24 protein-coding genes and 1 pseudogene are annotated in these 26,658 nt (G+C 72.7%); 5 read left to right on the forward strand and 20 right to left on the reverse strand.

The features are described from left to right. Nucleotides 1-36 precede the first annotated feature (36 nt). From RIU97_RS12525 to RIU97_RS12545, 5 genes are all read right to left on the reverse strand, one after another. A complete protein-coding gene (locus tag RIU97_RS12525; protein WP_404956195.1) occupies nt 37-228 on the reverse strand; it encodes a hypothetical protein in 192 nt (63 codons plus the stop codon). Between the two features lie 167 nt (nt 229-395). Beyond that, nucleotides 396-977, reverse strand: a complete 582-nt coding sequence (locus RIU97_RS12530; RefSeq protein WP_404956197.1) for a hypothetical protein — start codon at nt 975-977, stop codon at nt 396-398. 109 nt (nt 978-1,086) lie between these two features. Then, a complete protein-coding gene (locus tag RIU97_RS12535; protein ID WP_404956199.1) occupies nt 1,087-1,641 on the reverse strand; it encodes a GNAT family N-acetyltransferase in 555 nt (184 codons plus the stop codon). A 39-nt stretch (nt 1,642-1,680) separates the two neighbouring features. Continuing rightward, nucleotides 1,681-3,930: an MMPL family transporter gene (locus RIU97_RS12540; protein WP_404956202.1), complete on the reverse strand. Its 2,250-nt coding sequence runs from the start codon at nt 3,928-3,930 to the stop codon at nt 1,681-1,683. A 218-nt stretch (nt 3,931-4,148) separates the two neighbouring features. Next, nucleotides 4,149-4,544: a signal peptidase I gene (locus RIU97_RS12545; protein ID WP_404956204.1), complete on the reverse strand. Its 396-nt coding sequence runs from the start codon at nt 4,542-4,544 to the stop codon at nt 4,149-4,151. A gap of 61 nt (nt 4,545-4,605) precedes the next feature. Here RIU97_RS12545 and RIU97_RS12550 point away from each other — a divergent pair, with 61 nt between their 5' ends. Further along, the gene (locus RIU97_RS12550; protein ID WP_404962823.1) at nt 4,606-5,409 is read left to right on the forward strand and encodes a GNAT family N-acetyltransferase; all 804 of its coding nucleotides are present in this window, start codon (nt 4,606-4,608) and stop codon (nt 5,407-5,409) included. A gap of 88 nt (nt 5,410-5,497) precedes the next feature. After that, on the forward strand, nt 5,498-5,998 hold the full coding sequence (locus RIU97_RS12555) for a DinB family protein (RefSeq protein WP_404956206.1): 501 nt from the start codon (nt 5,498-5,500) through the stop codon (nt 5,996-5,998). 51 nt (nt 5,999-6,049) lie between these two features. Here the strand turns inward: RIU97_RS12555 and RIU97_RS12560 are convergent, their stop codons facing one another. Further along, nucleotides 6,050-6,790, reverse strand: coding sequence for a siderophore-interacting protein (locus RIU97_RS12560; protein ID WP_404956208.1), 741 nt, complete (start codon nt 6,788-6,790; stop codon nt 6,050-6,052). Between the two features lie 76 nt (nt 6,791-6,866). On the opposite strand from RIU97_RS12560, the gene RIU97_RS12565 reads away from it, so the two are divergent. Beyond that, entirely contained in the window at nt 6,867-9,008 is a 2,142-nt protein-coding gene (locus RIU97_RS12565; RefSeq protein ID WP_404956210.1) for a penicillin acylase family protein, read from the forward strand. After that, nucleotides 9,005-9,616 (forward strand): GNAT family N-acetyltransferase, encoded by a 612-nt coding sequence (locus RIU97_RS12570; RefSeq protein ID WP_404956212.1) that lies wholly within the window; start codon nt 9,005-9,007, stop codon nt 9,614-9,616. Before RIU97_RS12565 ends, RIU97_RS12570 begins: the two co-directional genes overlap by 4 nt. On the opposite strand, the gene RIU97_RS12575 is transcribed toward RIU97_RS12570, so the two are convergent. Beyond that, a complete protein-coding gene (locus RIU97_RS12575; RefSeq protein WP_404956214.1) occupies nt 9,582-10,394 on the reverse strand; it encodes an alpha/beta fold hydrolase in 813 nt (270 codons plus the stop codon). The two genes, RIU97_RS12570 and RIU97_RS12575, sit on opposite strands and share 35 nt — an antisense overlap. Before the next feature lie 169 nt (nt 10,395-10,563). Here RIU97_RS12575 and RIU97_RS12580 point away from each other — a divergent pair, with 169 nt between their 5' ends. After that, nucleotides 10,564-12,450 (forward strand): protein kinase domain-containing protein, encoded by a 1,887-nt coding sequence (locus RIU97_RS12580; protein WP_404956216.1) that lies wholly within the window; start codon nt 10,564-10,566, stop codon nt 12,448-12,450. A 158-nt stretch (nt 12,451-12,608) separates the two neighbouring features. On the opposite strand, the pseudogene RIU97_RS12585 reads toward RIU97_RS12580, so the two are convergent. The 13 genes and pseudogenes from RIU97_RS12585 to RIU97_RS12645 all read right to left on the reverse strand — a co-directional run. Then, nucleotides 12,609-13,064, reverse strand: a pseudogene (locus RIU97_RS12585) (alpha/beta fold hydrolase); the annotation flags it as partial. 187 nt (nt 13,065-13,251) lie between these two features. After that, nucleotides 13,252-13,767, reverse strand: coding sequence for a hypothetical protein (locus RIU97_RS12590; protein ID WP_404956218.1), 516 nt, complete (start codon nt 13,765-13,767; stop codon nt 13,252-13,254). A 127-nt stretch (nt 13,768-13,894) separates the two neighbouring features. Then, nucleotides 13,895-15,403, reverse strand: coding sequence for an Asp-tRNA(Asn)/Glu-tRNA(Gln) amidotransferase subunit GatB (gatB, locus tag RIU97_RS12595; protein WP_404956221.1), 1,509 nt, complete (start codon nt 15,401-15,403; stop codon nt 13,895-13,897). A gap of 16 nt (nt 15,404-15,419) precedes the next feature. Then, entirely contained in the window at nt 15,420-15,653 is a 234-nt protein-coding gene (locus RIU97_RS12600; protein WP_328972960.1) for a hypothetical protein, read from the reverse strand. 5 nt (nt 15,654-15,658) lie between these two features. Then, nucleotides 15,659-17,152: an Asp-tRNA(Asn)/Glu-tRNA(Gln) amidotransferase subunit GatA gene (gene gatA, locus RIU97_RS12605; protein ID WP_404956223.1), complete on the reverse strand. Its 1,494-nt coding sequence runs from the start codon at nt 17,150-17,152 to the stop codon at nt 15,659-15,661. Nucleotides 17,153-17,157: 5 nt separating this feature from the next. Beyond that, nucleotides 17,158-17,454 carry an Asp-tRNA(Asn)/Glu-tRNA(Gln) amidotransferase subunit GatC gene (gene gatC, locus RIU97_RS12610; RefSeq protein WP_030030671.1) on the reverse strand — a complete coding sequence of 99 codons (297 nt, stop codon included), beginning with the start codon at nt 17,452-17,454 and terminating at the stop codon, nt 17,158-17,160. Nucleotides 17,455-17,718: 264 nt separating this feature from the next. Further along, the gene (locus RIU97_RS12615; RefSeq protein WP_404956226.1) at nt 17,719-19,899 is read right to left on the reverse strand and encodes a putative bifunctional diguanylate cyclase/phosphodiesterase; all 2,181 of its coding nucleotides are present in this window, start codon (nt 19,897-19,899) and stop codon (nt 17,719-17,721) included. 407 nt (nt 19,900-20,306) lie between these two features. Next, entirely contained in the window at nt 20,307-22,508 is a 2,202-nt protein-coding gene (ligA, locus tag RIU97_RS12620) for an NAD-dependent DNA ligase LigA (RefSeq protein ID WP_404956228.1), read from the reverse strand. Nucleotides 22,509-22,538: 30 nt separating this feature from the next. Continuing rightward, nucleotides 22,539-23,522 carry a methionine synthase gene (locus tag RIU97_RS12625; protein ID WP_404956230.1) on the reverse strand — a complete coding sequence of 328 codons (984 nt, stop codon included), beginning with the start codon at nt 23,520-23,522 and terminating at the stop codon, nt 22,539-22,541. Further along, complete coding sequence (locus tag RIU97_RS12630) at nt 23,519-24,208, reverse strand: SDR family oxidoreductase (protein ID WP_404956232.1); 690 nt, start codon at nt 24,206-24,208, stop codon at nt 23,519-23,521. Before RIU97_RS12630 ends, RIU97_RS12625 begins: the two co-directional genes overlap by 4 nt. Before the next feature lie 43 nt (nt 24,209-24,251). After that, on the reverse strand, nt 24,252-25,196 hold the full coding sequence (locus RIU97_RS12635) for a hypothetical protein (protein WP_404956234.1): 945 nt from the start codon (nt 25,194-25,196) through the stop codon (nt 24,252-24,254). Nucleotide 25,197: 1 nt separating this feature from the next. Then, nucleotides 25,198-25,542, reverse strand: coding sequence for a DUF1330 domain-containing protein (locus RIU97_RS12640; RefSeq protein WP_404956236.1), 345 nt, complete (start codon nt 25,540-25,542; stop codon nt 25,198-25,200). Between the two features lie 88 nt (nt 25,543-25,630). Then, entirely contained in the window at nt 25,631-26,656 is a 1,026-nt protein-coding gene (locus RIU97_RS12645) for a GlxA family transcriptional regulator (protein WP_404956238.1), read from the reverse strand. Nucleotides 26,657-26,658: the final 2 nt, after the last annotated feature.

Here is a 26,658-nt window from a genome sequence, read left to right on the forward strand (position 1 = left end):
CACTCGATATCGGTGCGCTCCTCATCACGCATCGGTTCACACGGTGCGGGGCGCGTGGCCCGCGGTGCGGGTGAGGCGGCTGCGGAGTGCTCTCACCGACCCTCGCGGTTCAAGGCTTCGCAAGGAGGCGCGGCGCGCCTTCCCGGCGTCCCGGACGGTGCGGTACGCGGCGGCCTCGCGGAGGAGGTCGGCGGTGCGGGCGGTGGCGGCGATCTCGTACTCGAACATCTCGTACTCCTTGGTGGCGTTTCTCGGGCACCTCGTTCGGTGTGATCCAAGATTCGCGTCCCAGGGGGTACCGGCACATCGGTCGCATGCCGCATCTGCCGGGGGCAGGGGGCCTTAGTCCGGGCGCGGAGCTGCCCGGACCAGGCCGAGTTCGCCTAAGGCAGTACCTAGCCCGCCGCCTTCGGGATGGCGAGGAGGAGGTCGAAGTACATGAGGACGAAGAGGAGTACGCCGAGGGCGCCCAGTCCGATGCCCGCCCAGGAGACGGACCGCACCCAGGTGGGGAGGATGCGCTCGGGGGTGCTGAAGGCCGGGAGGGCCAGCACGAAGGTGGCGATGATCAGGGCGAGGGCGGAGAAGACGCCGTTCACCATCGCGGTGGTGTGCCACGGGTCGACGAACTGGGCGGCGATCTGCGCGTTGGCGTCGGCGGCCTGGCTCAGCTCGAGCCGGGCCGCGATGCTCGCGCGCTCGGACACGATGCCGGCGACCCAGCTGCCGCTGAGGGCGACGACGCCGAGCCCCGCTGCGACGATCGCGAAGGCCGCGGACCCGACGTGGCCCGGCTGCCCGGCCTCGGCCTCGTCGTCGTCCCCGTCGTCGGCGAAGGTCTCGTCCTCCGGGGCCGCGTCGGTGGGTACGGCGTCGGCTTCGGCCTCGGCGGGCTGGGTGACCTCGGTCTTTTCGAGGTCGACCGGGGCGGCGTCCGCCTCGGTGGCGTTCGCGGCGGGGGTCTTCGTGGTGTCCATGCGGGGCACCGTAGGCGCCCCGTCTGAGAGTTTTCTGAGAATCCGCTGGTTGTGGCCGCTACGGGCCCCGCGGTCTGCGGGGCCCGGGGCGAAACCGGGTCGATCCGGTCTAGGCCGGGCGGGCCGCGGACCACTCGTGGGCGAGGAGCGACCAGACCTCGGTGTCCTGGCGGACGCCGCGGTGCAGGTAGTTCTGCCGCATGACGCCCTCACGGGTCATGCCGAGGCGCTCGGCCACGGCGAGGCTCTTCTTGTTGCCGGTGGCGGCGTGCCACTCGACGCGGTGCATGCCGCGCTCGCCGAAGGCGTAGTCGATGAGGACCTGGCAGGCCTTGGTCACCAGGCCCCGGCCGGCCGCGGCGGGCTCCAGCCAGCAGCCGATCTCACAGTTGCCGCCGTCCGCGTCGAAGGCCGGGAAGAGGACCCCGCCCACGAGGGTGCCGTCGAGCCGGATGCCGAAGAACCGGGCGCCGTCCTCCCCCGCCTTCACCGCGTACTTGGCCAGGAAGGCCCGGGCGGAGTCGAGGTCGGGCGACCGGTCCGGGAGGCCGACGTACTGGCCGATGAACTCGCGGCCGCGTTCGATGTGGGCGAAGAACTCCTCGGCGTGCCGGGCCTCCAGCGGGAACAGCTGGGCGTCGTCGGCGAGGTCTATCGAGAACATGCTCGGTCTTCCTTGGGTCTCGGGCGGCGGGTGGCCGGATCACCTGGAGGTGGTGGCGGGCTCGGCGCCGTCCTCGCTCGTGGCGGGGACCGCGGCGGTCCGCCGTGCCGGAAGTTTCGCACGCGGGCCGCATTCGGGGGGCTCGATGCTGATCCTGGGCAGCCGCCGGTCGAGCCAGGCGGGCAGCCACCAGTTGGCGCCGCCGAGCATGTGCATGAGGGCCGGGACGAGGAGGGTGCGCAGCACGAAGGCGTCGAGGGCCACGGCCGCGGCGAGCGCGATGCCGAACATCGCGATGATCCGGTCGCCGCTGAGGACGAAGGCGAGGAAGACGGAGATCATGATCACGGCCGCCGAGTTGATGACCCGGCTGGTCTCGGCGAGGCCCACGCGCACGGCCCGCCGGTTGTCGCCGGTCTCCAGCCACTCCTCGTACATCCGGCTGACGAGGAAGACCTGGTAGTCCATCGACAGTCCGAAGAGGACGGACACCATGATCACGGGGAGGAAGGGTTCGATGGGACCGGCGCTGCCCAGGCCCAGCAGTTCGCTCCCCCAGCCCCACTGGAAGATCGCGACCACGACGCCGAAGGAGGAGGCGACGGCGGCGACGTTCATGGCCGCCGCCTTCACCGGGATGCCGATGGAGCGGAAGGCGAGCAGCAGGAGCACGCAGCCGAGGGCGATGACCACGCCGACGAAGAGCGGCAGCTTGCCGATGATGACCTCGGCGAAGTCGTCGTAGGCGGCGGTCACTCCGCCGACGTGGACCTCCATGGAGTTGCCGTGTCCGGCGCGCGGGATGACGTCCTGGCGGAGGGTGTCGACGAGGTCGCTCGTGGCCCGGGACTGGGGGGCGGAGTCCGGTACGACGGTCAGGACGGCGGTGTCCCCGCTGCGGTTGAGGACGGCGGGGCCGGTGGAGGCGACGCCCTTCGTCGTACGGAGCGCCTGCGCCAGGTGGTCGACGGCGAGCCGGTCGCCCGCGCCGTCCAGCCGGGCGACGACGGTGAGCGGGCCGTTCGTGCCGGGCCCGAACCCGTCCGCCAGCAGGTCGTAGGCCTTGCGGGTGGTGGAGGTGGCCGGGTTGTTGCCCTGGTCGGAGGTGCCCAGGTGGAGGGAGAGGGTGGGCAGGGCCAGCACCAGCATGACCGCGGTGGCGAGGAGGCCGAGCAGCTTGGGGTGGCGCTCCACGAAGACGGACCAGCGGGCCGCGAAGCCGGAGGTCTGCGCGGGCCGCGGGCCCTCGGCGGCGAGTCGGCGGCGCTCTCGGCCCGAGAGGGCGCGCGTGCCTATGTACGAGAGGAGGGCGGGCAGCAGGGTGACCGAGGCGGCGACCGTCAGGACGACCGTCACGGAGGCCGCTATCGCGACGCCGTTGAGGAAGTTCAGCCTCAGCACGAGCATGCCGAGCAGGGCGATGCAGACCGTGGCACCGGCGAAGACGACGGCCCGGCCGGTGGTGGCGACGGCGTTCTCGGCCGCCTCCTCGACGGGGAGGGCGCGCGCGAGGCCCTTCCGGTGCCGGGTGACGATGAAGAGGGCGTAGTCGATGCCGACGCCGAGGCCGATGAGGGTGCCGAGCATCGGTGCGAAGTCGGCGACGGGCATGGCGTGCCCGAGGAGGGTGATGCCGAAATAGGCGGTGCCCACGCTGACCAGGGCGGTCGCGATGGGCAGCAGGCTCGCGGCGAGCGAGCCGAAGGCCAGGAAGAGGACCAGGGCCGCGACGGCCACGCCGATGACCTCGGCGAGGTGTGCGGTGGGGGCCTCGGTGAGCTGGATGGCGCGGCCGCCCAGTTCGACCTGCAGACCGCCGGCCTCGGTGGCGGGGTTCTTCACCGCGTCGACGACGGACCTGGCCTGGGCCTTGGGTACGGAGTCCGCCTGTTGGCCGAAGGTCACCACGGCATAGGCCGTGCGCCCGTCGGCGCTGATCCGTGCGGCGCTCTCGGGGCCCGGGCCGTAGGGGCCGGCGACGGATCCGACGCCCGGGAGTGCGGCGACGGCGTCGAGTGCCCGGGTCATGCGCTGCTCGATGTCCGGGGTGCGTGCGCTCTGGTGGTCCGGGGCCCGCCACACGATGGTGTCGGTGTCGCCGCCCTGGCCGTGGAAGCCCTCGCGGAGGAGGTCGTTCGCCCTCCCGGATTCGGTGCCGGGGACCTCGTAGTCGTTGGAGAACGCCGCTCCGGCAGTGCCTGCGGCCGCCGCGGTCCCACCGAGTGCGAGCAGCCAGATCAGGACGGTGAGGAGACGGTGGCGCATGCACCAGCGTGCGATTACTGCCAACGGACGTGCTCCCTGATGGTTCGGGTCTTCACCGGGAGGCGGCCCGTCGCAAACATGAACTCGTGCAGACGCGGCCGACCGCCCGGGGGATCGCCCAGGGGATTCGGCCCAGTTGGTCTACACCTACACGATCTCAGCGTTTCGTGATCGTTGGCCCCTTTCGTGTGCATCGTCACAGGGGGCCGGGGAAGGTGCGCGCCCTCGGTCACAGGGACGGCCTAGCGGGCGGCCGCCCGGTCGTCGGGCTCGTCCACCCGGTAGCCGGGGATCGAGGGCCAGCGGACGGTGAGGACCACCGCGTCCTCCTCCGCGTACCAGGAGTGGTCGACGCCTCGGCCCCAGAGCACGTAGTCCCCCTGCTCGGCGAGGACGACGGTCCGCCCCGGGAACTCCAGCCGGAAGCGTCCGCTGATCAGCACCAGCAGTGCGGTGCGCTTCTCGGCGGTCGCCCACCGCTCCCGTTCGTCGCCCTTCGGGTGGACGCCCCATTTGATCTCCACGTCCTCGCTGTGACGGGGATCGGCGGGGTCCTTGAAGTGGCCCAGCAGCCAGCCGCGGTCGGCGGCGGCATCGGGGGCGGCCTTGCCGGTGTAGATGGTGGAGTCGTCGTTCACGGGGTGAGGCTAATGCAGTTGTGCCGGGTGGTCGGACCCTGGTGAGGTGGGGGTGATGACGATGGATCTTGATGAACTTCTGAAGGTACGCGCCCTCTACGACGCCGAGCTGCGCGAGGGGGCGCAGCCGGACAGCGCGCGGGCCCGGGTGGAGCGGGCGGGCCGGGTCGTACGGCAGAGCGTGCCCGGGCTCGGGTGGAACTGCGTGCTCTGGTCGGACCTCGACGAGGAGAACGCTGATGCGGAGATCGCCGCGCAGGTGGCGTTCTTCGCGGGACGCGGATGTCCCGAGTTCGAGTGGAAGCTGTACGACTACGACGGGCCGGCGGATCTCGGGGAACGGCTGCGGGTGGCGGGCTTCGTACCGGAGCCGCCGGAGACCCTGATGGCGGGACGGGCGGCCGAACTCGCGCGGCTGCCGGTGGAGCCGCCGGAGGGGATCACGCTGCGGGTGGTGACGGACGAGGCCGGGGTCGACCTGATGATGGAGGTCCACGCGGCGGCCTTCGGAACCGAGCGGCCGCGGATCCGGGAGCACCTGCTCGACCAGCTGCTGAACGAGCCGGAGCGCATCGCCGCGGTGCTGGCGATGGCCGGTGACACCCCGGTGAGCGCGGCCAGGATGGAGATGCGGCCGGGGACCGGCTTCGCGGGCCTCTGGGGCGGTGGCACGATCCCGCAGTGGCGCGGCCGCGGCATCTACCGCCTGCTGGTGGCCCACCGCGCCCGCTTGGCGGCGGAGCGCGGCATCCCGTACCTCCAGGTGGACGCGTCGGACGACAGCCGTCCGATCCTGGAACGGCTGGGCTTCGGGGTCCTGGGCGTGACGGTGCCGTACTTGTGGACGGCCGCCGGCGCCTCCTGACCTCCGCGCCCGGCCCGCGTGCGGGCTCATGTGGCCCGCCTCCCCGGCGGGGTTCCCCGGCCCGCGATCAACGGGCAAGATCGCCCGCATGGAACGCATCAGCCCGCCTCTGACCGGCAACGAGCGCGAAACCCTCCGGGCCTTTCTCGACTACCACCGGGCCACCCTCGCCTGGAAGTGCGAGGGCCTGACCGACGAGCAGTTGCGCCAGAGCTCGATGCCCCCGTCCACGCTGTCCCTGCTGGGCCTGGTCCGGCACATGGCCGAGGTCGAGCGGCACTGGTTCCGCCGCGTCCTGGGCGGCGAGGACCTCCCGCACCTGTGGTCGGACACCCACGACTTCCAGGCCGCCTACGACGCCTCCGGCTCCAGCCGCACCGAGGCCTTCACCGCCTGGCGGGACGAGGTCGCGCACGCGCGCCGGATCGAGTCGGCCGCCGAGTCCCTGGACGTGAAGGCGTACGTGCCGAGCTGGCAGGAGGAGGCCTCGCTGCGCCTGGTCATGCTCCACCTCATCCACGAGTACGCCCGCCACAACGGCCATGCCGACTTCCTCCGCGAGGCGATCGACGGCACCACGGGCGCGTAGGGCGCCCAGGGCGCGCAGGACACGTGCGGGCGGAGGGATTCGCGCCGTGTCTCAGCCGCCCGTGCCCGGCCGCCAGTAGCCCAGCCCGTTCACCCGGTGCTTCGGCAGCGCGAGTTCCTTGCGCAGGTACGCCGTCAGACCGCGGGTCGTCGCCGTGTCGCAGGCCAGCCAGACGTACGCCGACTCCGGGTCCCCGAGCAGCTCCGGCAGTTCGGCCCGGACCCGGTCGGTCAGCGCCGCGCCGCCCCGCGGCACGCGGCGGATGTCGCGCAGGCCCGCGTCCCCCCGTACCGGCAGTTCCGCGTCCGAGGCGTGCTGCGTCTCGAACCAGATGGTCGCCGGCGTCTGCGGGTACGCGTCCAGCAGCGAGTTGATCGCGGGGAGGGAGGCCGGGTCGCCGATGACCAGCAGGCGCCCGGGGGTCGGGACCGGGCCGGTGAATCCGGTGCCCTGGACGGTGGCCTCGATCGTGTCACCCGGCTCGGCGCCCCGCGCCCAGGCGCTGGCGACCCCGTCGTGCAGGGCGAACTCGAAGCAGAACGTGCCGGCTTCGGGGTCCGGGTCGACCAGCGTGTAGGCCCGCTGGTGCGGACGGCCCGCGCCCTCGAACCAGACGCGCACCCACATCGTCGGATGCAGCGACTCACCGGCGGCCGCCAGCAGTCCGCCGTCGGTGAAGTACACCCGGCGGTAGTGCTCCGTGACGTCTTCCGCCCCCGTGACCGTGAACGTGAAGTCCTTGCCCCGCATGAGCTTCAGGACCACGCCCTCCCAGCCCTTGCCGACCGCCATGTCCAGCCCCTCCCCTGTACGCGTCTATAGTTAGGGCAGCCTAACCTAATGCACCCTGGGGAAGAGTGTGAGCAGCGTGAGCAGTGTGAGCAGCGAGAACGACTCGGAGACCTCCGAATCGTACGAGGTCTTCCGCGACCCCTGGGGCATCCCCCATCTCCGCGCATCCGACGAACTCCGGCTCGCCCACGCCCAGGGCCGTGTCACCGCCTTCGACCGTGCCTGGCAGCTGGAGGTCGAACGGCACCGCGCCCAAGGGTCCAGCGCCTCCTTCCTCGGCGCGGACTCCGTCGGCTGGGACCGCTTCGCCCGCCAGTGCCGTCTCGCCGACACCGCCCGCCTCTGCTACGAGGCCCTGGAAGCCGAGGATCCCGGCACCGCCGCCTGGGTCCGCGCGTACGTGGACGGCGTCAACGACGGGCTCGCCGCCGGCGCCGCCCGCGACGAGCGCTTCGCCCGCACCGGCCTCACCCCCGCCCCCTGGGAGCCCTGGGTTCCGCTCGCCATCTGGATCGCCACGCACATCCTGTTCGCCGGCTTCGCCACCAAGCTGTGGCGCGAACGCGTGGCCCGCGCCCTCGGCGACGAGGCGGTCACCCTCTTCGCCACCGACGGCCCCGGCACCGCCGGGAGCAACGGCTGGCTGGTGCCGGGCGACCGCACCACCACCGGTTCGGCGATCATCGCGGGCGACCCGCACCGGTTCATCGAGGACCCGGGCGTCTACCAGCAGATACGTCTCTCCTGCCCGGACTACGACGTCCTCGGCCTGGCCGTCCCCGGCGTCCCCGGCCTCGCCCACTTCGGGCACACCGGCACCGCCGCCTGGGCCATCACCAACGCGATGGCCGACTACCAGGACCTGTACGTCGAGCAGTTGCGCCGCGGCGACGGCTCCGCCGTCGAGGCACTCGGCCCGGACGGCGCCTGGGAGCCCGTCGCCCGCCACACCGAGACCATCACCGTCGCCGGCGGCGACGACGTCGAGGTGGAGATCCTGGAGACCGCCCGCGGCCCCGTGATCATCCACGCGGACGGGGACACCGGGGCCGACGCGCTCGCCGGGGCCCACGCCGACGGCAGCGCGCAGACCCTCTCCCTCCGCTACCCGCCCCGGGTCCGCCGGGACCTCGGCTTCGCCGCCCTCCCCGCCCTCCTGCGCGCCCGCACGGTCGCCGACATCGACCTCGCCCTCGACGGCTGGGCCGAGCCGGTCAACGTCGTGCACGCCGCCGACACCTCGGGCGGGCTGCTGCACCGCGTCGCGGGTGCCGTGCCGCTGCGCCACCGCACCAACCGGCTGCGCCCCGTGCCCGCCTGGGAGCCCGGGCACGCCTGGCAGGGCTGGGCCCCGACCCCCGCCGAGCCCGTGCAGGGCTTCGCCGTGATGGCCAACGCGCGCGGGATCGCCTCCCCCCTCGGCGTGGAGTTCGCGCCCCCGCACCGCGCCAACCGCATCCGCGAGCTGCTCAGCGGCTCCGCGGACTGGTCCCCGGAGGCGATGGCCGACGTACACCGGGACACGCACCTGGCCTCGGCCGCGCCCCTGCTCGCCCTGCTGCCCGGCTTCGAGGACCTGACCCCGGCGGCGCGGGCCCTGCGCGAGCGGCTGCTGGCCTGGGACCGGCACATGACGGCCGACAGCACCGACGCCACCGTCTTCTCGGCCTTCCGGACCGCGACCGTACGCCGCTTCGCCGCCGACCCGGTCTTCGAGGGGCTGTGGGGCGCGCCGACCGGCCCGGACGTGTTCCACCCCTGGCTCTACCTGGTCCCCCGCATCGGGTACGCCCTCGAAGGCCTGCTCACCACCTCCCTCGTCCCCGGCCTCGACCGTGCGGCGCACGTCCGCGCCGCCCTGGAGGAGACGGCCGCCGCCGGCGTCCCCGACGCCGCCTGGTCGGAGGTGCACCGCCTCACCCCCTGGCAGGCGCTGCCCGACCAGGAGGCCGCGGACTGGCCCGGCCTCGGCGGCGACCACGACTGTGTGAACGCCACCTCCTCGGTCCCGGGCTTCACCGACCGCACCGCCCGTGCATCGGCGGCCCGTTACGTCTGGGACCTCGCCCGCCGCGAGGACAGCCTCTGGGCCGTCCCGCTCGGTGCGGACGGAGTCACCGGCTCACCCCACCACCGCGATCAGCTCCCGCTGTGGGCTGACTGCGCACTCGTCCCCGTCGTCACCGACTGGACCCGGCTCACCAAGGAATCGATATGACCTCCCCCGTCTCCGTCAGACAGCCCGTTCACACCCAGCACGTCGAGGGCTTCGGCACCGTCGTCTTCACCCCCGTCGACCCGGCCGCCGACTCCGCCCTGATCCACAGCTGGGTCACGCAGGAGCGGGCCCGCTTCTGGGGCATGGGCGAGGCCAGCCGCGAGCTGGTCCAGGAGATCTACGAGGACGTCGACCGGCGCACCACCCACCACGCGTTCATGGTCAGCCGCGACGGCGAGCGGGTCGCGCTCTTCCAGACGTACGACTGCGCCGAGGACCGGGTCAGCGAGTGCTACGAGGTCCAGCCCGGGGACGTCGGCGCGCACCTGCTGATCGGCCCTGCCGAGGGCGGGGTCCAGCACGGCTACACCGCGGCCCTGATGGCGGCGTTCCTCTCGTTCGTGTTCTCCGACGGCTCGACCCGCCGCGTCGTCGTCGAACCGGACACCCGCAACGTCAAGGCCATCGCCCTCATGGAGCGCACCGGCTTCACGCTCGGACCGGAGGTCGAACTCCCGGAGATCGACCTGCCCGAGGTCTACCTCCCCGCCAAGCAGGCCCGCCTGGGGTTCTTCACCGCGCCGGGTGCCGCGTCAGGAACTCACTGACCAGAGCCGCCCATTCGGCCGGGCGCTCGGCGAACGGGAGGTGCCCGGTGGGCAGTTCCGCGAGCCGTGCGCCCGGCAGCGCGTCGGCCAGTTCCCGCTGGGACGCGAGGGGTACGAGCCGGTCCCCGGTCGTCGCGACGACGAGGGCCGGTACGTCGATCCGGGCCAGCTCGGCCCGCAGGTCGGTCCCCTTGATCAGCGCGGCGTGGTCCCCGCTCCCGGGCTGCACGGTCGCGGCGGTCCCCCGTACGGCGGCCTCCAGCTGCGCGGGGCTCAGCCCCTCCAGCTGCTCCGCGCCGAGCAGGAGCGGTACGAGGAGCCGTGCGAGCAGTTCGTTCTCCCCGCGCCGGGCCAGTTCGGACCACAGCTCGCCGACGAGGCCGAAGGCGTGGCCGGCCCGCGCGAAGCTCGCGGTGAGCACGAGCGCCGTGACCCGCTCCGGATGGCGCGTCGCGACCCGTACGGCGACGTTCCCGCCGAGCGAGTAGCCGAGGACGGCGAAGCGCTCCAGACCCTCGGCATCGGCGGCGGCGACCAGCCGGTCCGCCAGCTCGTCGAGTTCGAGCGGACCGGTGGCTCGCGGGGTGGCGCCGGCGCCGGGGTAGTCGACGGCGACGACGCTGTGCGTGGCGGCGAGGGCGTCCAGGAGCGGCCCGAAGTTCGACTCCACCGAACCTCCGGCGCCGTGGGCGAGCAGGAGACCCGGTCCGCCGCTCTCCTTGCGGACCGTGCGGGCGTATTCGGTGCCGACGTTGATGACATTGCTGGTGACGGACATGGCTGTACCCCTGGTTTCCGTAACGGTCACTACAGAATGAACGCTACCCGAACGGCTTAACGATCGCTACAGAAAGAGGGGCCCCGACGGAGATCCCGATTCCCATTGACCCCGCACACCTCGTCCCGGGAAGCTGATGCCCTCTCAAAGTGGGTTGAGGTGGGGGACATTGACCAGTCAGAACCTGCACATCGGACCAGACTCGGCGGCCGACCGGTACCGCCTGCTCCGGTCCATCGGGCGTGGCGGGGAGGCCGTGCTCTATCTCGCGGAGATCGAGCTCGCCGGCGGATCCGAGCCCGTGGTCGTCAAGGTGCTCGACTCCAAGACGACCATCACGCCCGACATCTTCGACCGCATCAGCCAGAAGTGGAACGAGCAGGCCGAACTGCTGCGCTTCGTCCACCGGCCCGGCGTCGTGGGCGTACGCGAGCACTTCGAAGGGCCGCCGATCCACCGGCCGGGGGAGTCCTCGACCCTGACCGGGCGGGCGCTCGTCCTCGTCATGAACCACGTCGACGGCCTGGACCTGCGGGACTGGCGGGCCGAGCGGACGCTCGCCACCGCCGCGGAGCGGCGCGAGGTGATGCGCACCCTGGAGCAGCTCGCCGACGTACTGGACTGGCTGCACTCGGGGAAGGCCACCCCGTCCGGGCGCCAGGTCATCCACGGCGACCTCTCCCCCGGCAATGTGATGGTCGACGCCCACGGGCAGGCCACGCTCGTGGACTTCGGCCTGAGCAAGCTGACCGCCGACCACCAGACGGCGGAGGTCTGGTTCACCCCGGGCTACGCGGCACCCGAGGTCTTCGACGGCAAGCGGACACCGGGCACGGACCGGTACGCCTTCGGGGCGATCGCCTACTTCCTGCTGAGCGGGCAGTCGCCGCCCGCCACCCCGGAGCAGCTGGCGCACGCGCTGGCGGCCCTGCCGCAGATCGCCGTGCTGGACGCCGAGCAGCGGGCGCGGATCGCGTCGATCTACGCGGCCGACCCGGGGAAGCGGCCGGTGAACCTGGCCGGCTGGATGAAGGACGTCCGCCACGCCGTGGTGTCCACGACCACCGCGACCTCGCAGCGGGCCGGCCAGGAGGCCCCGCCCCGGCCGGCCGCCCCGCCGCCGCCGGTGGTCCCGCCGCAGCCCGTCACTCCGCCGCCCGTGGCCCCGCCCGCGGCTGCTCCGACGGCGGTGCCGCTCGCGTACACCCCGACCGCACAGCCGCTCCAGCCGGCGCAGCCCGCGCAGTCGGAACCGGCCACCGTCCCGGAGCCCGCCACCGCCGCCACCCCCGTCCCGCAGTCGCTGCCGGAGCCGGCGCCGGCGCCGGCCGGGTACGGGCCGACGTACAACCTGAGCCCGGCCCCGGCCCCCGCGCCGGAGCCCGTACGCCCGAAGAAGAAGCGGCGGACCGGCCTGGTCCTGGGCTCGGTGGCCGGGGTACTGGTACTGGCCGCCCTCGCGGTGGCCGGCGTACAGCTGCTGAAGGACAAGGACCGGGGGGCGGACCGGGCGGCCGGGAGCGACAAGCCGGCCGGGGCGGCGAGCTCCAGCGGGCCGTCCCCGTCCGCCTCCCCGTCCCCCAGTCCGTCCGGGACCGGTGACGACACGCCCCTGACCCAGCCCACCGGCTCGGCGTCCAAGCCTCCGGGGGGCGTCGCTCCGGGCGTCAACACCGCCGATCTGACCGTCATGAGCGCCGTCGACGGACTGGGCGAGTTCGCCGTGGGAGCGGCGAAGATCAACACCAAGCAGTACGGCGCCGCGTTCATCGCCGACCTGGGGTGCAGCGGCGACGCGATCGCGGAGTTCGACCTCAACCGTGAGTGGAAGTACCTGGACTTCACGGCCGGGATCGACGACGGCTCCACCCACGAGAAGGGCCGCGTCACCATCGCGCTCGACGGCCAGCCCGCCGCCTTCTCCGAACTGGTCGCGCTGGGCAAGCCCATCACGAAGAGGGTGGAGGTCAGCGGCGCCCTGCGGCTGCGCATCAAGGTGGAAGCGGGGTGTGACATCGGCAAGGTGGTCATCGCGGGCCCGCAGCTGACGCGCTGACGCGGGCGCGGTCGGCTCACCGGGCCGCGGGCCGCGGGCCGCGGGCCGCGGGCCGCGGGCCGCGCCAGGAACCCGGTGACGAGGGCGGCCCATTCGGCCGGGCGTTCGGCGAACGGAAGGTGCCCGGTGGGCAGTTCCGCGACCCGCGCGCCCGGCAGCGCGTCCGCCAGTTCCCACTGGAGGGCCGGCGGCACGAGCCGGTCCCAGGTCGTCGCGATGACGAGCGCCGGCAGGTCGATCCGCGCGAGCTCGGCCCGCAGGTCGGACCCCTTGATCAGGTCGACGTGGTCGCCGCTCCCGGGCGGGACCGAGGCGGCGGTGTCCCGCACGACGGCCTCCAGCTGATCGGGGGTGAGCGACTCCAGCGCCCCCTCGCCGAACGCGAGCGGTACGAGCAGCCGCGCGAGGAGCTCGTTCTCCCGCCGCGCGGCCAGCTCGGACCAGAGGTCGCCGATCAGCTTCAGCCCGTTCCCGGCCCGCGCGAAGGTGGCGGTGAGGACGAGCGCGGTGACCCGCTCCGGATGGCGCGTGGCGATCCGGACGGCGACGTACCCGCCGAGCGAGTACCCGAGTACGGCGAACCGCTCCAGCCCCTCGGCGTCGGCGGCGGCCACGAGCTGATCGGCCAGTTCGTCCAGGGTCAGCGCTCCGGTGGCCCGCGAGTGTCCCCCGCGCCGGGGTAGTCGACGCCGACGACGCTGTGCGAGGCGCCCAACTCGTCGAGGATCGGGCCGAAGTTGTGAGGGTACACAGGTTCTATATCGATCGATACATAAATGGCTCCCCGGGTGCCCGGTGCCTTCAGCCCACGCCGAGGTCGGCGCGCATGGCCGCCCGCATCTCCCGGAGCGGCCCCCAGATCCCCTGCTGCGCCGCCACCGCCGACTCCATCGACTCCCCCGGGCCGGGCGTGCCCCGCTCCAGGCGCTTCACCTGCCCGTAGACCGCGGTCAGGGCGTGGTGGACCTCCGTCGCGGGCGCGAGGACCGGATCGGGCGCGATCATCTGCGCCTCGGAGTACCGGTCGCGGAAGGCGTCCTTCGCGGCGTCGAGCGCGGCCCGGTCGGCCTCCTCGACCCCGCGTTCCCGCATGGCGTGCAGATGCCGGTTGAGTGCCGTGGTGAACTGCCGGGCGTCCCGGTTCAGCTCCGTGTAGCACGAGCGCCGCAGCGCCTGGTTCTCGCGTATCTCGTCGTGGGCGCGCACGAGTTCGATCTCGCGCCGCTTGGCTCGCGCCGCCCCCCGCTGGGTGAGCAGCGCGCCGCCCAGCGTGCCCGCGACACCCGCCACCGCGATGACCATCGCACCGATCTCCACCGGCCCACCCCCCTGATCCCACCGACCCCGCGCCCGTCGCGCGCGATCACCCCACACCCAGTCTGAACCGCGAACGGCCCCGCACCGGGAGGTTCCGGTGCGGGGCCGTCGTACGTGCCGTGGAAGACTACTCGGAGACGCCCAGGCGCTCCAGGATGAGCTCCTTGACGCGCGCCGCGTCGGCCTGGCCGCGGGTGGTCTTCATGACCGCGCCGACCAGGGCGCCGACGGCGGCGATCTTGCCGCCGCGGATCTTGTCCGCGATGGCCGCGTTGCCGGCGATGGCCTCGTCCACGGCCGCGCCGAGCGCGCCCTCGTCCGAGACGACCTTCAGGTCGCGCTTCTCGACGACCTCGTCCGGGGTGCCCTCGCCGGCGAGGACGCCCTCGAGGACCTTGCGGGCCAGCTTGTCGTTGAGCGAACCGTCCGCGACCAGGGCCGCGACCCGGGCCACCTGGACCGGGGTGATCGGCAGCTCGTCGACGACGACGCCCTGCTCGTTGGCGTTGCGGGCCAGCTCGCCCATCCACCACTTGCGCGCGGCGGCCGAGTCGGCACCCGCCTCGATCGTGGCGACGATGGAGTCCACCGCGCCCGCGTTGAGGATCGACTGCATGTCGTGCTCGGTGACGCCCCACTCCTCGCGGAGCCGGTTGCGGCGCACGCGCGGCATCTCGGGCAGGCCGCCGCGCAGCTCCTCGACCCACGCGCGGGCCGGGGCCACGGGGACCAGGTCGGGCTCCGGGAAGTACCGGTAGTCCTCGGCGTTGTCCTTGATGCGGCCGGCCGTGGTGGAGCCGTCCTCCTCGTGGAAGTGCCGGGTCTCCTGCACGATCGAGCCGCCGGAGGTCAGCACGGCCGCGTGGCGCTGGATCTCGAAGCGCGCGGCACGCTCGACGGAGCGCAGCGAGTTGACGTTCTTGGTCTCGCTGCGGGTGCCGAACTCGGACTCGGGGGTCGGGCGCAGCGACAGGTTCACGTCGCAGCGCATCTGGCCCTTGTCCATGCGGGCCTCGGAGACGCCGAGCGCCTTGATGACCTCGCGCAGCTCGGCGACGTACGCCTTGGCGACCTCGGGGGCCCGCTCGCCCGCGCCCTCGATCGGCTTGGTGACGATCTCGATGAGCGGGATGCCGGCGCGGTTGTAGTCCAGCAGGGAGTGGGACGCGCCGTGGATACGGCCGGTGGCGCCGCCGACGTGCAGCGACTTGCCGGTGTCCTCCTCCATGTGGGCGCGCTCGATCTCCACGCGGAAGATCTCGCCGTCCTCCAGCTGGACGTCCAGGTAGCCGTTGAAGGCGATGGGCTCGTCGTACTGGGAGGTCTGGAAGTTCTTCGGCATGTCCGGATAGAAGTAGTTCTTCCGGGCGAAGCGGCACCACTCGGCGATCTCGCAGTTCAGCGCGAGGCCGATCTTGATGGCGGACTCGATGCCGATCGCGTTGACGACCGGGAGCGAGCCGGGCAGGCCGAGGCAGGTGGGACACGTCTGCGAGTTGGGCTCGGCGCCCAGCTCCGTGGAGCAGCCGCAGAACATCTTCGTCTTGGTGCCGAGCTCGACATGGACCTCGAGGCCCATGACGGGGTCGAACGAGGCGAGAGCGTCCTCGTAAGACAGCAGTTCGGTGAAGGTCACGGTGAAACTTTCCCTCTCAGCCCAGCAGGACGTCGTCGTCGCCCAGGCGCTTCAGCTCGCGGTACAGGATCGCGAGGCCGGTGACGATGGCGGCGGCGGACACGGCGGCGTCGACCAGTCGCAGCACGTCGCCGTCGCTGCGGGCAAGCTTGGCCTGCTTGGCAACGCTCAAGGCGCCGAACGCGGTGGTGGCCAGCGAGACGTAGACGCCGGTTTTCGACTTCTTGAAGTTCTTGGCCTTCTTTGCCATGGCACTCACAGCGACGGAGCCTCCTCGAGCAGCGGGTGACCCCAGCGTGCGACGAAGGCGGCCTCGACGGCGGCACCGACCTTGTAGAGCCGGTCGTCCTTCATCGCCGGGGCGATGATCTGCAGCCCGACCGGGAGACCGTCCTCCGGTGCCAGGCCGCAGGGGAGCGACATGGCGGAGTTGCCGGCCAGGTTGGTCGGGATGGTGCACAGGTCCGCGAGGTACATCGCCAGCGGGTCGTCGGTGCGCTCACCGATCGGGAAGGCGGTGGTCGGGGTCGTCGGGGAGACGATCACGTCGACCTGCTCGAAGGACTTCTCGAAGTCCTTCGAGATGAGGGTGCGGACCTTCTGGGCGGAGCCGTAGTACGCGTCGTAGTAGCCGGAGCTGAGCGCGTACGTGCCGAGGATGATGCGGCGCTTGACCTCGTCGCCGAAGCCGGCTTCGCGGGTCAGGGCGGTGACGTCCTCGGCGGACTTGGTGCCGTCGTCGCCGACGCGCAGGCCGTAGCGCATGGCGTCGAAGCGGGCCAGGTTGGAGGAGCACTCGGACGGCGCGATCAGGTAGTACGCGGCCATCGCGAGGTCGAAGGACGGGCAGTCCAGCTCGACGATCTCGGCGCCCAGCTCCTTGAGGAGCTCCACCGACTCGTTGAAGCGCTGGACGACGCCGGCCTGGTAGCCCTCGCCGGCGAACTGCTTGACCACGCCGACGCGCATGCCGGCGACCGACCCGTTGCGGGCGGCCTCGACGACCGGCGGGACCGGCGCGTCGATGGAGGTGGAGTCCATCGGGTCGTGGCCGGCGATGACCTCGTGGAGGAGCGCCGCGTCCAGGACCGTACGGGCGCAGGGGCCGCCCTGGTCGAGGGAGGAGGAGAAGGCGACCATGCCGTAGCGGGAGACGCCGCCGTACGTGGGCTTCACGCCGACCGTGCCGGTGACGGCGGCGGGCTGGCGGATGGAGCCGCCGGTGTCCGTGCCGATGGCCAGCGGGGCCTGGAAGGCGGCGAGGGCCGCCGCGGAGCCGCCGCCGGAGCCGCCGGGGATCCGGGTGAGGTCCCAGGGGTTGCCGGTGGGGCCGTAGGCGCTGTTCTCGGTGGAGGACCCCATGGCGAACTCGTCCATGTTGGTCTTGCCGAGGATGACGACGTCGGCTTCCTTCAGCTTGCGCGTCAGGGTGGCGTCGTACGGCGGGAGCCAGCCCTCGAGGATCTTCGAACCGACGGTGGTCGGGACCCCGATGGTGGTGAAGATGTCCTTGAGGGCGAGCGGGACGCCGGCCAGCGGGCCGAGCTTCTCGCCGCGCTCGCGCTTGGCGTCGACGGCGCGGGCCTGCGCGAGGGCGCCCTCGCGGTCCACGAACAGGAAGGCGTTGACCTTCTCGTCGGTGGCGTCGATGCGGGCCAGGTGGGCCTCGGTCACCTCGACGGCCGTGAGCTCGCCGGAGGCGATCTTCTCGGCGGTCTCGGCGGCCGTGAGCTTGATGATGTCGACCATGGCTGTTAGTCCTCCCCCAGGATCTGCGGCACCTTGAAACGCTGCTGCTCCTGGGCGGGAGCACCGGAGAGCGCCTGCTCGGGGGTGAGCGACGGACGGACCTCGTCCGCGCGCATGACGTTCGTCAGCGGCAGCGGGTGGGAGGTCGGCGGGACGTCTTGGTCGGCGACCTCGGAAACGCGGGCGACCGCGCCGATGATGTCGTCGAGCTGTCCGGCGAAGTGATCCAGCTCGTTGCTGGACAGCTCAAGGCGCGCCAGCCGAGCGAGGTGGACGACCTCCTCGCGCGTAATGCCAGGCATGCAGCGATCCTCTGGGGGTGGGTGGATGTTTGGTTTCGGACCCAATCCTATGGGGCCCGGCCCCCGGCCTGCGAAACGGTTTGGCCCGGGCCGCCGCGGGTTCGCCGCGCGAGCCCCTGCGCGGAGCCTCCGTGCGCGCCCGGACACCGCCCGGACACCGCCCGGAGCCGCGCCTCGATCGCCGGCGCGGCTCGAAGACCGGGGCTCCGCCCCGCACCCCGCTCCTCAAACGCCGGAGGGGCTGGAAGATCCGGCCCCGCCCGCTCAGACCGCGTCGGCCTCGGCGGCGGCCAGTTCGGCCGAGATGTCGGCCGGGCGGCGCCAGCCGCGTTCGCCGCGGGCCAGCAGCCAGGCGGTGGCCTCCTGCGGCGGCATCGCGGCGGCGACCAGCCACCCCTGCACCGCGTCGCAGCCCAGGTCCCTCAGCCGCTCCCACGTCTCGTCGTCCTCCACGCCCTCGGCGACGACCAGCAGGCCGAGCGAGTGCGCGAGGTCCACGGTGCAGCGGACGATCTCCGCGTCCTGCGCGTCGACGGCCAGCCGGCCCACGAAGGAGCGGTCGATCTTCAGCTCGCTGACCGGCAGCCGCCGCAGGTGGACCAGCGAGGAGTAGCCCGTACCGAAGTCGTCCAGGGACATCTTCACGCCGTGGCCGGTGAGCCCCGCCATGGTGTCGGCCGCCCGCTGGGGGTCCTCCAGCAGGACGTGTTCCGTTATCTCCAGCTGCAGCCCGCTCGCCGGGACCCCGTGCCGGGCCAGTCGCGCGGCCACCGCACCCGCGAAGCCCGGGGTGTGGACGTCGCGCGGCGAGACGTTGACGGCCACGGGGACCTTCAGGCCCTGGGCCCGCCACCGTGCCACCTGGGCGAGGGCGGTCTCCAGTACGTACTCCGTCAGGTGCGGCATCAGCCCGGAGGTCTCGGCGATCGCGATGAACTCGTCCGGGGACACCCGTCCGCGTTCCGGGTGCACCCAGCGCACCAGGGCTTCGAGCCCGGCCACCTGGCCGTCGAAGCGGACCTTCGGCTGGTAGTGGAGTTCCACTTCGCCGGCGTCCAGGGCCCTGCGGAGGTCGCCGAGGAGGCCCAGGCGGTCGGGGGTGTTGCTGTCCCGCTTGGACTCGTACACCTCCACGCCCGTACGGTCGCGCTTGGCCTGGTACATCGCCACGTCCGCGCGCCGCAGCAGCCCCTCCGCGTCCAGCGCGTGGTCGGGGAAGACGGCGAGGCCGGCGCTGGCCTCCAGGACGAGGGTGAGGCCGTCCAGGTCGAGGGGGGAGCTGAGCTCGGCGACCAGGTGGCGGGCGACCCGCTGGGCGCTGGTGGTGGAGTCGGTGACGGGGAGCAGCACGGCGAACTCGTCGCCGCCGAGCCGGGCCGCCTCGGCTTCCTCGGGCAGGGCCTGGCGCAGCCGGTCGGCGATCTGGAGCAGCAGCCGGTCGCCCGCCAGGTGACCGAGGGTGTCGTTGACGGCACGGAAGCGGTCCAGGTCGATCAGCACAAGAGCTGCCCGGGTGCCCAAACGTTCAGCCTCGTCCAGGGCGGACCAGGCGCGCTCCAGCAGCCACTGCCGGTTCGGCAGCCCGGTCAGCGGGTCCCGCAGCTGTTCCTCGGCGCGTGCCCGGGCGATCCACAGGGTGGAGTCCAGGGCGATCAGCGGTACGGCGAACAGCGGCAGCAGGACCGGCTGGGTGACCGCGACGACGCAGATCAGCGGGGCGATGCCGAGCAGCGCCACGGCGACTAAGGCCTGCCGGAGCAGGGCGGTGCGGGCGACCGTCGGCAGGCCGTCGCCGCGCGGGTTCAGCGCGATCCAGAGCAGGACGCGCGTGACGACCAGGTAGGCGACGGCGACGAGGACGACCTCGGGGACCGCCTCCAGCCCCCAGGTGGTGGGCAGCCAGGGGGTCTCGACGGAGGGCGCCACCCCGAAGGCGGCGAGCACGAGGGCTCCCGCGCCGATGCCGAGGATGTCCACGGAGCCGTGCAGCAGACCCTGCCGCCAGCGGTGCCGGCGCGCGGCCCCGACCAGCGAGACGACCGCCAGGGAGACGAGTCCCGCGGGCACCCACCCGTAGAGGAGGAGCACGCCGAGGGTGAGCGCGGCGCCGGATCCGGTGCCGCCCCACCAGCGGTCACGGCCCAGTGCGACGAGGTGGCCGACGATGATGCCGGTGAGGAGGGCCAGCGCCCAGCCGACCGTCCCGCCGGGGAACAGCGCATGACGGCCGTTCAGCGCGGACACGATGCCGGCGCCGAGGGCCACGACCGAGAGGCCCACGACGAGGAAGGGCAGCACGCCGCGCCGCCCCTGTCCGCCCGCGTCGGTGTCGATCGGTCGGGTCTCCGGTGTCCTGGCACCCAGGACTCCGAGCCTGCCCGCCCGCATGGACGGGAGTTCCCCGCCGAATTCAGGTGACGGGTCGGCGCTTTCGGTGGGTTTCATGCCCGTACCTCTCACAGCCGGCGATGCCGATGTCACGCGATGGCCCCGATGTCATGCCACCACGGCCGGATCGCATCCTGCAGCCGTGCACGACAGGCGCACCCCTCAACAGTAGGACGCGGGAGGGTCCCAGGGGCAGCGGTCGGCAGTGGTTGCCCGAATGCGACCCAGCCATCCTCATCAGTACGGTATCCGCCGAACGGGTGAGTTTGGACCGGGCCCCCCACGTCACCCATCCGATGATCCGACAGGTCACCGCCCTGCGACCAGGCTTGTACCAGCCGTTTACCACCGTCCACCGCGCCTGGCGTGCGCCCGCCCGTACGGCCGCACGCCACGCATCCGTTCGCCTTCGCTGCTCCCCCTCGGCGATTCCCCTCGCGGGTTTTCCCCGCTACTACTCGGTATTACTCCGCTTCGCCTTCGCCGTCCACCGGGAGCGCGGCCTCCCGCGCCGCGTCCGGGCCCTGCTCCAGCAGCACCGCGAAACCGGCGTCGTCGAGGATGGACAGCTTCAACTGCACCGCCTTGTCGTACTTGGAGCCCGGGTTGTCGCCGACGACGACGAACGAGGTCTTCTTCGAGACGGAGCCGGTGACCTTGGCGCCGCGGCTCTGCAGGGCCTCCTTCGCGCCGTCCCGCGTGTGGCTCTGCAGGGTTCCGGTGACGACGACGGTCAGCCCCTCCAGCGGCCGCGGCCCCTCCTCCTCGGCGGAACCTTCCTCCTCCATCCGTACCCCGGCTTCCCGCCACTTGCGCAGGATCTCCTGGTGCCAGTCGACGGCGAACCACTCCTTGAGGGAGGCGGCGATGATCGCCCCGACCCCGTCGGTGGCGGTCAGCTCCTCCTCGGTGGCCTGCTCGATGCGCTCGATCGACCGGAACTCGCGGGCGAGGGCCTCCGCCGCGACCGGTCCCACGTGACGGATCGACAGACCGTTGATGACACGGGCGAGCGGGCGCTCCTTGGCGGCGGCGATGTTCTCCAGCATCGCCAGGGCGTTCTTCTTCGGCTCGCCCTTCTGGTTGGCGAAGACCGTGACGATCTTCTCCTCGCCGGTCTTCGGGTCCCGCTTGGGAAGACCGCTGTCCTGGTCCAGGACGTACGCCTTGATGGGCAGCAGCTGCTCGATGGTCAGGGCGAAGAGGTCGCCCTCGTCCAGCAGGGGCGGCTGCGCCGGCTCCAGCGGGGCGGTCAGCGCGGCCGCCGCCACCATGCCGAAGTTCTCGATGTCCAGGGACTGCCGGCCGCCCAGGTAGAAGAGCCGCTCGCGCAGCTGGGCGGGGCAGGTCTGGGCGTTGGGGCACCGGACGTCGATGTCCCCCTCCTTCATCGGCCGCAGCGCCGTCCCGCACGCGGGGCACTCGGCGGGCATCTCGAACTCCCGCTCGCTGCCGTCCCGCAGGTCCACCACCGGTCCGAGGATCTCGGGGATGACGTCGCCCGCCTTGCGCAGGACGACGGTGTCCCCGATGAGCACGCCCTTGGCCTTGACGACCTCCTGGTTGTGCAGGGTGGCGAACTCGACCTCCGAGCCCGCCACCGTCACCGGCTCCACCTGCGCGTACGGGGTCACGCGCCCGGTGCGGCCGACGCCGACCTTGATGTCGATCAGCTTGGTGTTGACCTCTTCGGGGGCGTACTTCCAGGCGATCGCCCAACGCGGGGCGCGCGCGGTGGAGCCGAGCCGGCCCTGCAGCGCGACCTCGTCGAGCTTGACGACCACGCCGTCGATCTCGTGCTCCACCGAGTGCCGGTTCTCGCCGAATTCCGTGATGAACGCGCGGACCTCGGCGAGGGAGGCGACCACCTTGTTGTGCCGGGCGGTCGGCAGGCCCCACTCGCGCAGCAGCTCGTACGCCTGCGACTGGCGCTCGATCTCGAAGCCCTCGCGGGCGCCGATGCCGTGGACGACCATGTGCAGCGGACGGCTCGCCGTGACCTTCGGATCCTTCTGGCGCAGCGAACCGGCCGCGGCGTTGCGCGGGTTGGCGAAGGGCTTGCCCTCCGCCTCCACGAGGCGGGCGTTGAGCTCCTCGAACTTCTCCATCGGGAAGTAGACCTCGCCGCGGATCTCGACGAGGGCCGGGATCCGGTCGCCCTTGAGGCGGTCCGGGATCTCGGCGATGGTGCGGACGTTGGGCGTGATGTCCTCACCGGCGCGGCCGTCGCCGCGGGTGGCGGCACGGGTGAGCCGGCCGTGCTCGTAGGTGAGGTTGACGGCGAGGCCGTCCACCTTCAGCTCGCACAGGTAGTGGTAGTCCGAGGTGTTCACGTCCCGGGCCACCCGCTCGGCCCAGGCGGCCAGTTCCTCGTCGTCGAAGGCGTTGTCGAGGGAGAGCATGCGCTCCCGGTGCTCGACGGAGGCGAAGTCCGTCTCGTACGCCCCGGCCACCTTCTGGGTGGGCGAGTCGGGCGTGCGCAGCTCCGGGTACTGCTCCTCCAGCGCCTCCAGCGAGCGCAGCAGCTTGTCGAACTCGGCGTCGCTGACGACCGGCTGGTCGTTCACGTAGTACCGGAAGCGGTGCTCCTCGACCTGCTCGGCGAGCAGCTGGTGCTGCTCACGCACCGCCGCCGGTACTGCCGTGTCCTGCTGTTCGGCTGCCATGCCGTGTCCTCCCGTGCCCCGTCTCGACCGTCACTCAGGGTTGTCGGCGAGCGACCTCGCCGCCCTGACGCAATGCGCCTGCACCGCGCGGGCGTAGGCGGGCGAGGCGCCCGCCAGACCGCACGAGGGGGTGACCACGACGGACTCCGCCAGAGTCCCCGGGGCCAGCCCCAGCCTGCGCCAAAGCTTCCTGACACCCATGACGCTACCGGCAGGCTCTGACAACGGACCGTCGGTGCCCGGCACCACTCCGGCGAAGAGTTTCACACCGCCTTCGACGGCCTCCCCGATGGCGTCATCCTCGCGCTCGGTGAGCAGCGAGAAATCGAACGACACGCCCGTGGCTCCGGCTCGCCGCAGCAGGCCGAAGGGGACCTCGGGGGCGCAGGAGTGCACGACCACGTCCCCGTCGTGCACGGCGAAGAGCTCGCGCAGCGTGCCCTCGACGACCTGCCGGTCGACGGCGCGGTAGGTGCGGTAGCCGCTCGCGGAGCGGACCCGGCCGAGCAGGACGGCCGTCAGGGACGGCTCGTCGAACTGCAGCACGACGTCGGCGCCGGGGATCCGCTTGCGCACGTCGGCCAGGTGGTCGCGCAGCCCCTCGGCCAGCGATCCGGCCAGGTCCCGGCAGGCGCCCGCGTCCTGGAGCATGGCCTCGCCGCCGTGCAGTTCCAGGGCGGCGGCGAGCGTCCACGGCCCGACCGCCTGGATCTTGAGCTTCCCGGTGTACCCCTGGGTGAACTCCTCCAGCGCGTCGAGGTCCTCCCCGAGCCAGGACCGGGCCCGCTTCGAGTCCCGTCCGGGGCGGTCGCTGATGCGCCAGCCGCTGGGCTCGACGTGCGCGTACATGTCGACGAGCAGTCCGAGGGAACGGCCGATCATGTCGGCGCCGGGCCCGCGGGCGGGCAGCTCGGGCAGGTACGGGAAGTCCTCGAAGGAGCCGGTGACGGTCTTGGCGGCTTCGCGGGCGTCGCCGCCGGGCAGCGAACCGACGCCGGTGGCGCTCGCGGTCACCGGCCCGGCCTGACGCTCAGGTCGTTGACCTCGGCGTCGCGCGACAGGTCGACGGCCATGACGATGGTGGTCGCCACCGACTCGGGGTCGATCCAGGCGGCCGGGTCGTACTCCTTGCCCTCCTGGGAGTGCACCTTGGCCTGCATGGGGCTGGCGGTGCGTCCCGGGTACACCGAGGTGACGCGGATCCCGTTGGCCTTCTCCTCCGCGCGCAGCGAGTCGGCGAGGGCCTTCAGCCCGTGCTTGGAGGCGGCGTACGCGCTCCAGTCGGCGTGGGCGCTCAGGCCGGCGCCGGAGTTCACGAAGACGACGGTGGCCCGGGAGGCGCGCAGGGTGGGCAGCAGCAGCCGGGTGACCTCGGCGGGCGCGATCAGGTTGACGTTGAGCTGCTGGTGCCAGGTCTTGGGGCGGAGCTCCCCCACCGGTCCGAGGTCGACGATCCCGGCGACGTGCAGCAGGGAGTCGATCCGCTCGGGAACGGCCTGCTTGGAGAACGCCCACGACAGCCGGTCGGGGTCGGCGAGGTCGCCGACGAGGGACGTGGCACCGGGGTAGCGGTCGACGAGCTCGCGGGCGCGGCCGGCGTCCCGGGCGAGGAGGACGAGGTCGTCGCCGCGGGCGTGCAGGCGGGCCGCGACGGCCGCGCCGATGCCGGATCCGGCACCGGTGATCAGGTGAGTAGCCATAGCGCCCATGCTCGCACCCCTGGGGCTGCCGTTGCCCCGGAGGTCAGAGTCCCGCGGCCGCCGCGTGGGCGCGCTCGATCGCGGCTCGGGCGGCGGGGGCCTGCCGCGCGGTGAGGCCCGCGACCTGGCTGAGCCCGGCCAGGGCGATGACCCCGGCCGGATCACCGTTCCTCGGTCCGGTCCAGTACCGCAGCGCCTCGTCCCGTACCTCGGCCAGGGCGGCGGTCCGGTCCGGCACGGGCGGATCGAAGCGGCCGCCCGAGGCCCGGGTCTGCTCCCACCAGCGGTCCCCCCAGAATTCCACCGTCCAGCCCTCCCAGGCCGCGGCCGGGGTACGCACGTACTCGGGGGTGCCGCTGAGCCACCAGCCGACCCGCCGGTGCTCCGGATCGATGTGGATCCCGCCCTGGGCGTACGTCCGGTACGCCTCGTGCCGGGGGGCGTCGTCCAGCCGGCCGAGCAGGCCGGAGCCCTCGGCGACGGCGAGGTCGACGATGTCGGTGAGCACGTGACAGCGGTCCGCGCCGACGGTGACGACCGTCGTCGGCGGGTCCGCCCGGGTCAGGGTCCGGTCGTCCGGGCCGATGGCGGAGGCCTCGAAGGAGAAGATCGGGTGGCCGTGGTCTTCCACCGGCTCGCCGAGGTACCTCCGCAGGTCGGCCTGGCCGTCGTGGGCCCAGCGCACCTCCCAGCCGGGCCAGGCGTGACCCAGCATGGCGAGGAACGCGGCGCGGGTGCGCGACGAGGCGGCCGGGCCCTCGACCGCGAAGAACAGCAGGACCTTGCGGCCGGGGTCGGCCAGGACGCCCGACTGCACGTAGTCGTCCGCGCCCCAGTCCACGGGCGTACAGGTCCCGGCGTCCAGCAACGGGAGCAGGACGTCGGGGCCGGCCAGCAGGTCGAGGTCCAGGCAGACGGCCCCCCACTCGTCGGCGTGGCCGGTGTAGCCGTCGGGGCCGCCGAGGACGTACGTGGCGTAGTCGCTCATGTCAGAGACCCGCGGCTCCGCGCAGGCGGGCGGCCGTCTTCGTGGCGTCGTATCCGGCGGGGACGCCCTCGACCAGGATGACCTCGCCCGCCATGTGGTCGGTGCGCAGCGGGAGGATGGCCCGGTAGGCGGGCGAGGCGTACCAGGCGCGGGCTTGCTCGATGTCCGGGAAGCCGATCATGACGACGGTCCCGGGGAAGGGGCCCTCCAGGACCTCGACCTCCGCGCCGTGGACGAGGAACCGGCCGCCGAAGGGTGTCATGGTCGACTGGATCTCCTCGATGTAGCGGAGGACGTCCTCGTTCATCGTCTCGGGCCGTATGTGGGCGATGGCGTACGCGGTCATGGCCTGCTCCCCTCTCGACGGGCCCGCCGGTGCGCGCCGTTGATCCGATCCTGTCAGGGCGCGGCCGCGGCGGCGATTACCTGCGAGGTCATGCCGGCGCGGGCTGGAAGGTGCGCCGGTAGGCGATCGGGGAGATGCCGAGGGCGGAGCGCATGTGCTGGCGCAGGGAGTTGGCGGAGCCGAAGCCGGAGCGGTGGGCGACCAGGTCGACCGGCAGGTCGCTGGACTCCAGCAAGTGGCGGGCCACTTCGAGGCGTTGGGCGGTGAGCCACTGCACCGGGGTCATGCCGACCTCGTCGCGGAACCGCCGGGTGAAGGTGCGCAGGCTCATCCGGGCGTGGTCGGCCAGTTCGGCGAGGGTGACCGGTTCGGCGAGGCGTTCCAGCGCCCAGGCGCGGGTGGCGGTGGTGGTGGCGACGGTGGGTTCGGGGACGGGGCGGTCGATGTACTGGGCCTGCCCGCCGTCGCGCCAGGGCGGTACGACGCACATCCGGGCGGCCCGGTTGGTGACGGCCGCGCCGTGGTCGCGGCGGATCAGGTGCAGGCACAGGTCGACGCCGGCGGCGACCCCTGCGGAGGTCAGGACGTCGCCGTCGTCGACGAACAGGACGTCCTCGTCGACGAGGACGCGGGGGTAGGCCCGGCGGAACTCGGGGGCCAGGTTCCAGTGCGTGGTCGCGGGGCGGCCGTCGAGCAGCCCGGCGGCGGCGAGCACGTAGGAGCCGGTGCAGATCGAGACCAGGCGGGCGCCGGGGCGGATGCCGGCGATGGCCGCGGCCACCTCGGGCGGCAGCGGGCCGCCGTCGGCCAGCTCGGGCATGGCGTGCGTGGGCGGGAGGATGACGGTGTCGGCGGCGGCGAGGGCTTCGGGTCCGGCGGCGGGCTGGACGGTGAACCCGGCGTCGCTCAGGACCGGTCGGCCGTCGGCGGTGCAGACGACGACCTCGTACAGGGCCTCGCCGGCCTCGTCCACGGCACTGCCGAAGACCCGCGAGGGGATCCCCAGCTCGAAGGGGGGAACGCCCGGCAGGGCGAGCACCGCGATCCGATGGCGGCTCCCGGGGCCGCCCTCCCCGGCCGTCGTCCCCGTTCGTGTCGTACGCACCTCGTCCATGG

The organism is Streptomyces sp. 147326 (genome assembly GCF_045000215.1).
GTDB lineage: Bacteria > Actinomycetota > Actinomycetes > Streptomycetales > Streptomycetaceae > Streptomyces.

Excerpts from the sequence above, each read along its gene's own strand:
- RIU97_RS12525 (WP_404956195.1), bottom strand. The coding sequence starts at position 228 with ATGTTCGAGTACGAGATCGCCGCCACCGCCCGCACCGCCGACCTCCTC.
- RIU97_RS12530 (WP_404956197.1), bottom strand. The coding sequence starts at position 977 with ATGGACACCACGAAGACCCCCGCCGCGAACGCCACCGAGGCGGACGCC.
- RIU97_RS12535 (WP_404956199.1), bottom strand. The coding sequence starts at position 1,641 with ATGTTCTCGATAGACCTCGCCGACGACGCCCAGCTGTTCCCGCTGGAG.
- RIU97_RS12550 (WP_404962823.1), top strand. The coding sequence starts at position 4,606 with ATGGATCTTGATGAACTTCTGAAGGTACGCGCCCTCTACGACGCCGAG.
- RIU97_RS12555 (WP_404956206.1), top strand. The coding sequence starts at position 5,498 with ATGGAACGCATCAGCCCGCCTCTGACCGGCAACGAGCGCGAAACCCTC.
- RIU97_RS12560 (WP_404956208.1), bottom strand. The coding sequence starts at position 6,790 with ATGGCGGTCGGCAAGGGCTGGGAGGGCGTGGTCCTGAAGCTCATGCGG.
- RIU97_RS12570 (WP_404956212.1), top strand. The coding sequence starts at position 9,005 with ATGACCTCCCCCGTCTCCGTCAGACAGCCCGTTCACACCCAGCACGTC.
- RIU97_RS12575 (WP_404956214.1), bottom strand. The coding sequence starts at position 10,394 with ATGTCCGTCACCAGCAATGTCATCAACGTCGGCACCGAATACGCCCGC.
- RIU97_RS12600 (WP_328972960.1), bottom strand. The coding sequence starts at position 15,653 with ATGGCAAAGAAGGCCAAGAACTTCAAGAAGTCGAAAACCGGCGTCTAC.
- gatA (WP_404956223.1), bottom strand. The coding sequence starts at position 17,152 with ATGGTCGACATCATCAAGCTCACGGCCGCCGAGACCGCCGAGAAGATC.
- gatC (WP_030030671.1), bottom strand. The coding sequence starts at position 17,454 with ATGCCTGGCATTACGCGCGAGGAGGTCGTCCACCTCGCTCGGCTGGCG.
- RIU97_RS12615 (WP_404956226.1), bottom strand. The coding sequence starts at position 19,899 with ATGAAACCCACCGAAAGCGCCGACCCGTCACCTGAATTCGGCGGGGAA.
- ligA (WP_404956228.1), bottom strand. The coding sequence starts at position 22,508 with ATGGCAGCCGAACAGCAGGACACGGCAGTACCGGCGGCGGTGCGTGAG.
- RIU97_RS12630 (WP_404956232.1), bottom strand. The coding sequence starts at position 24,208 with ATGGCTACTCACCTGATCACCGGTGCCGGATCCGGCATCGGCGCGGCC.
- RIU97_RS12635 (WP_404956234.1), bottom strand. The coding sequence starts at position 25,196 with ATGAGCGACTACGCCACGTACGTCCTCGGCGGCCCCGACGGCTACACC.
- RIU97_RS12640 (WP_404956236.1), bottom strand. The coding sequence starts at position 25,542 with ATGACCGCGTACGCCATCGCCCACATACGGCCCGAGACGATGAACGAG.
- RIU97_RS12645 (WP_404956238.1), bottom strand. The coding sequence starts at position 26,656 with ATGGACGAGGTGCGTACGACACGAACGGGGACGACGGCCGGGGAGGGC.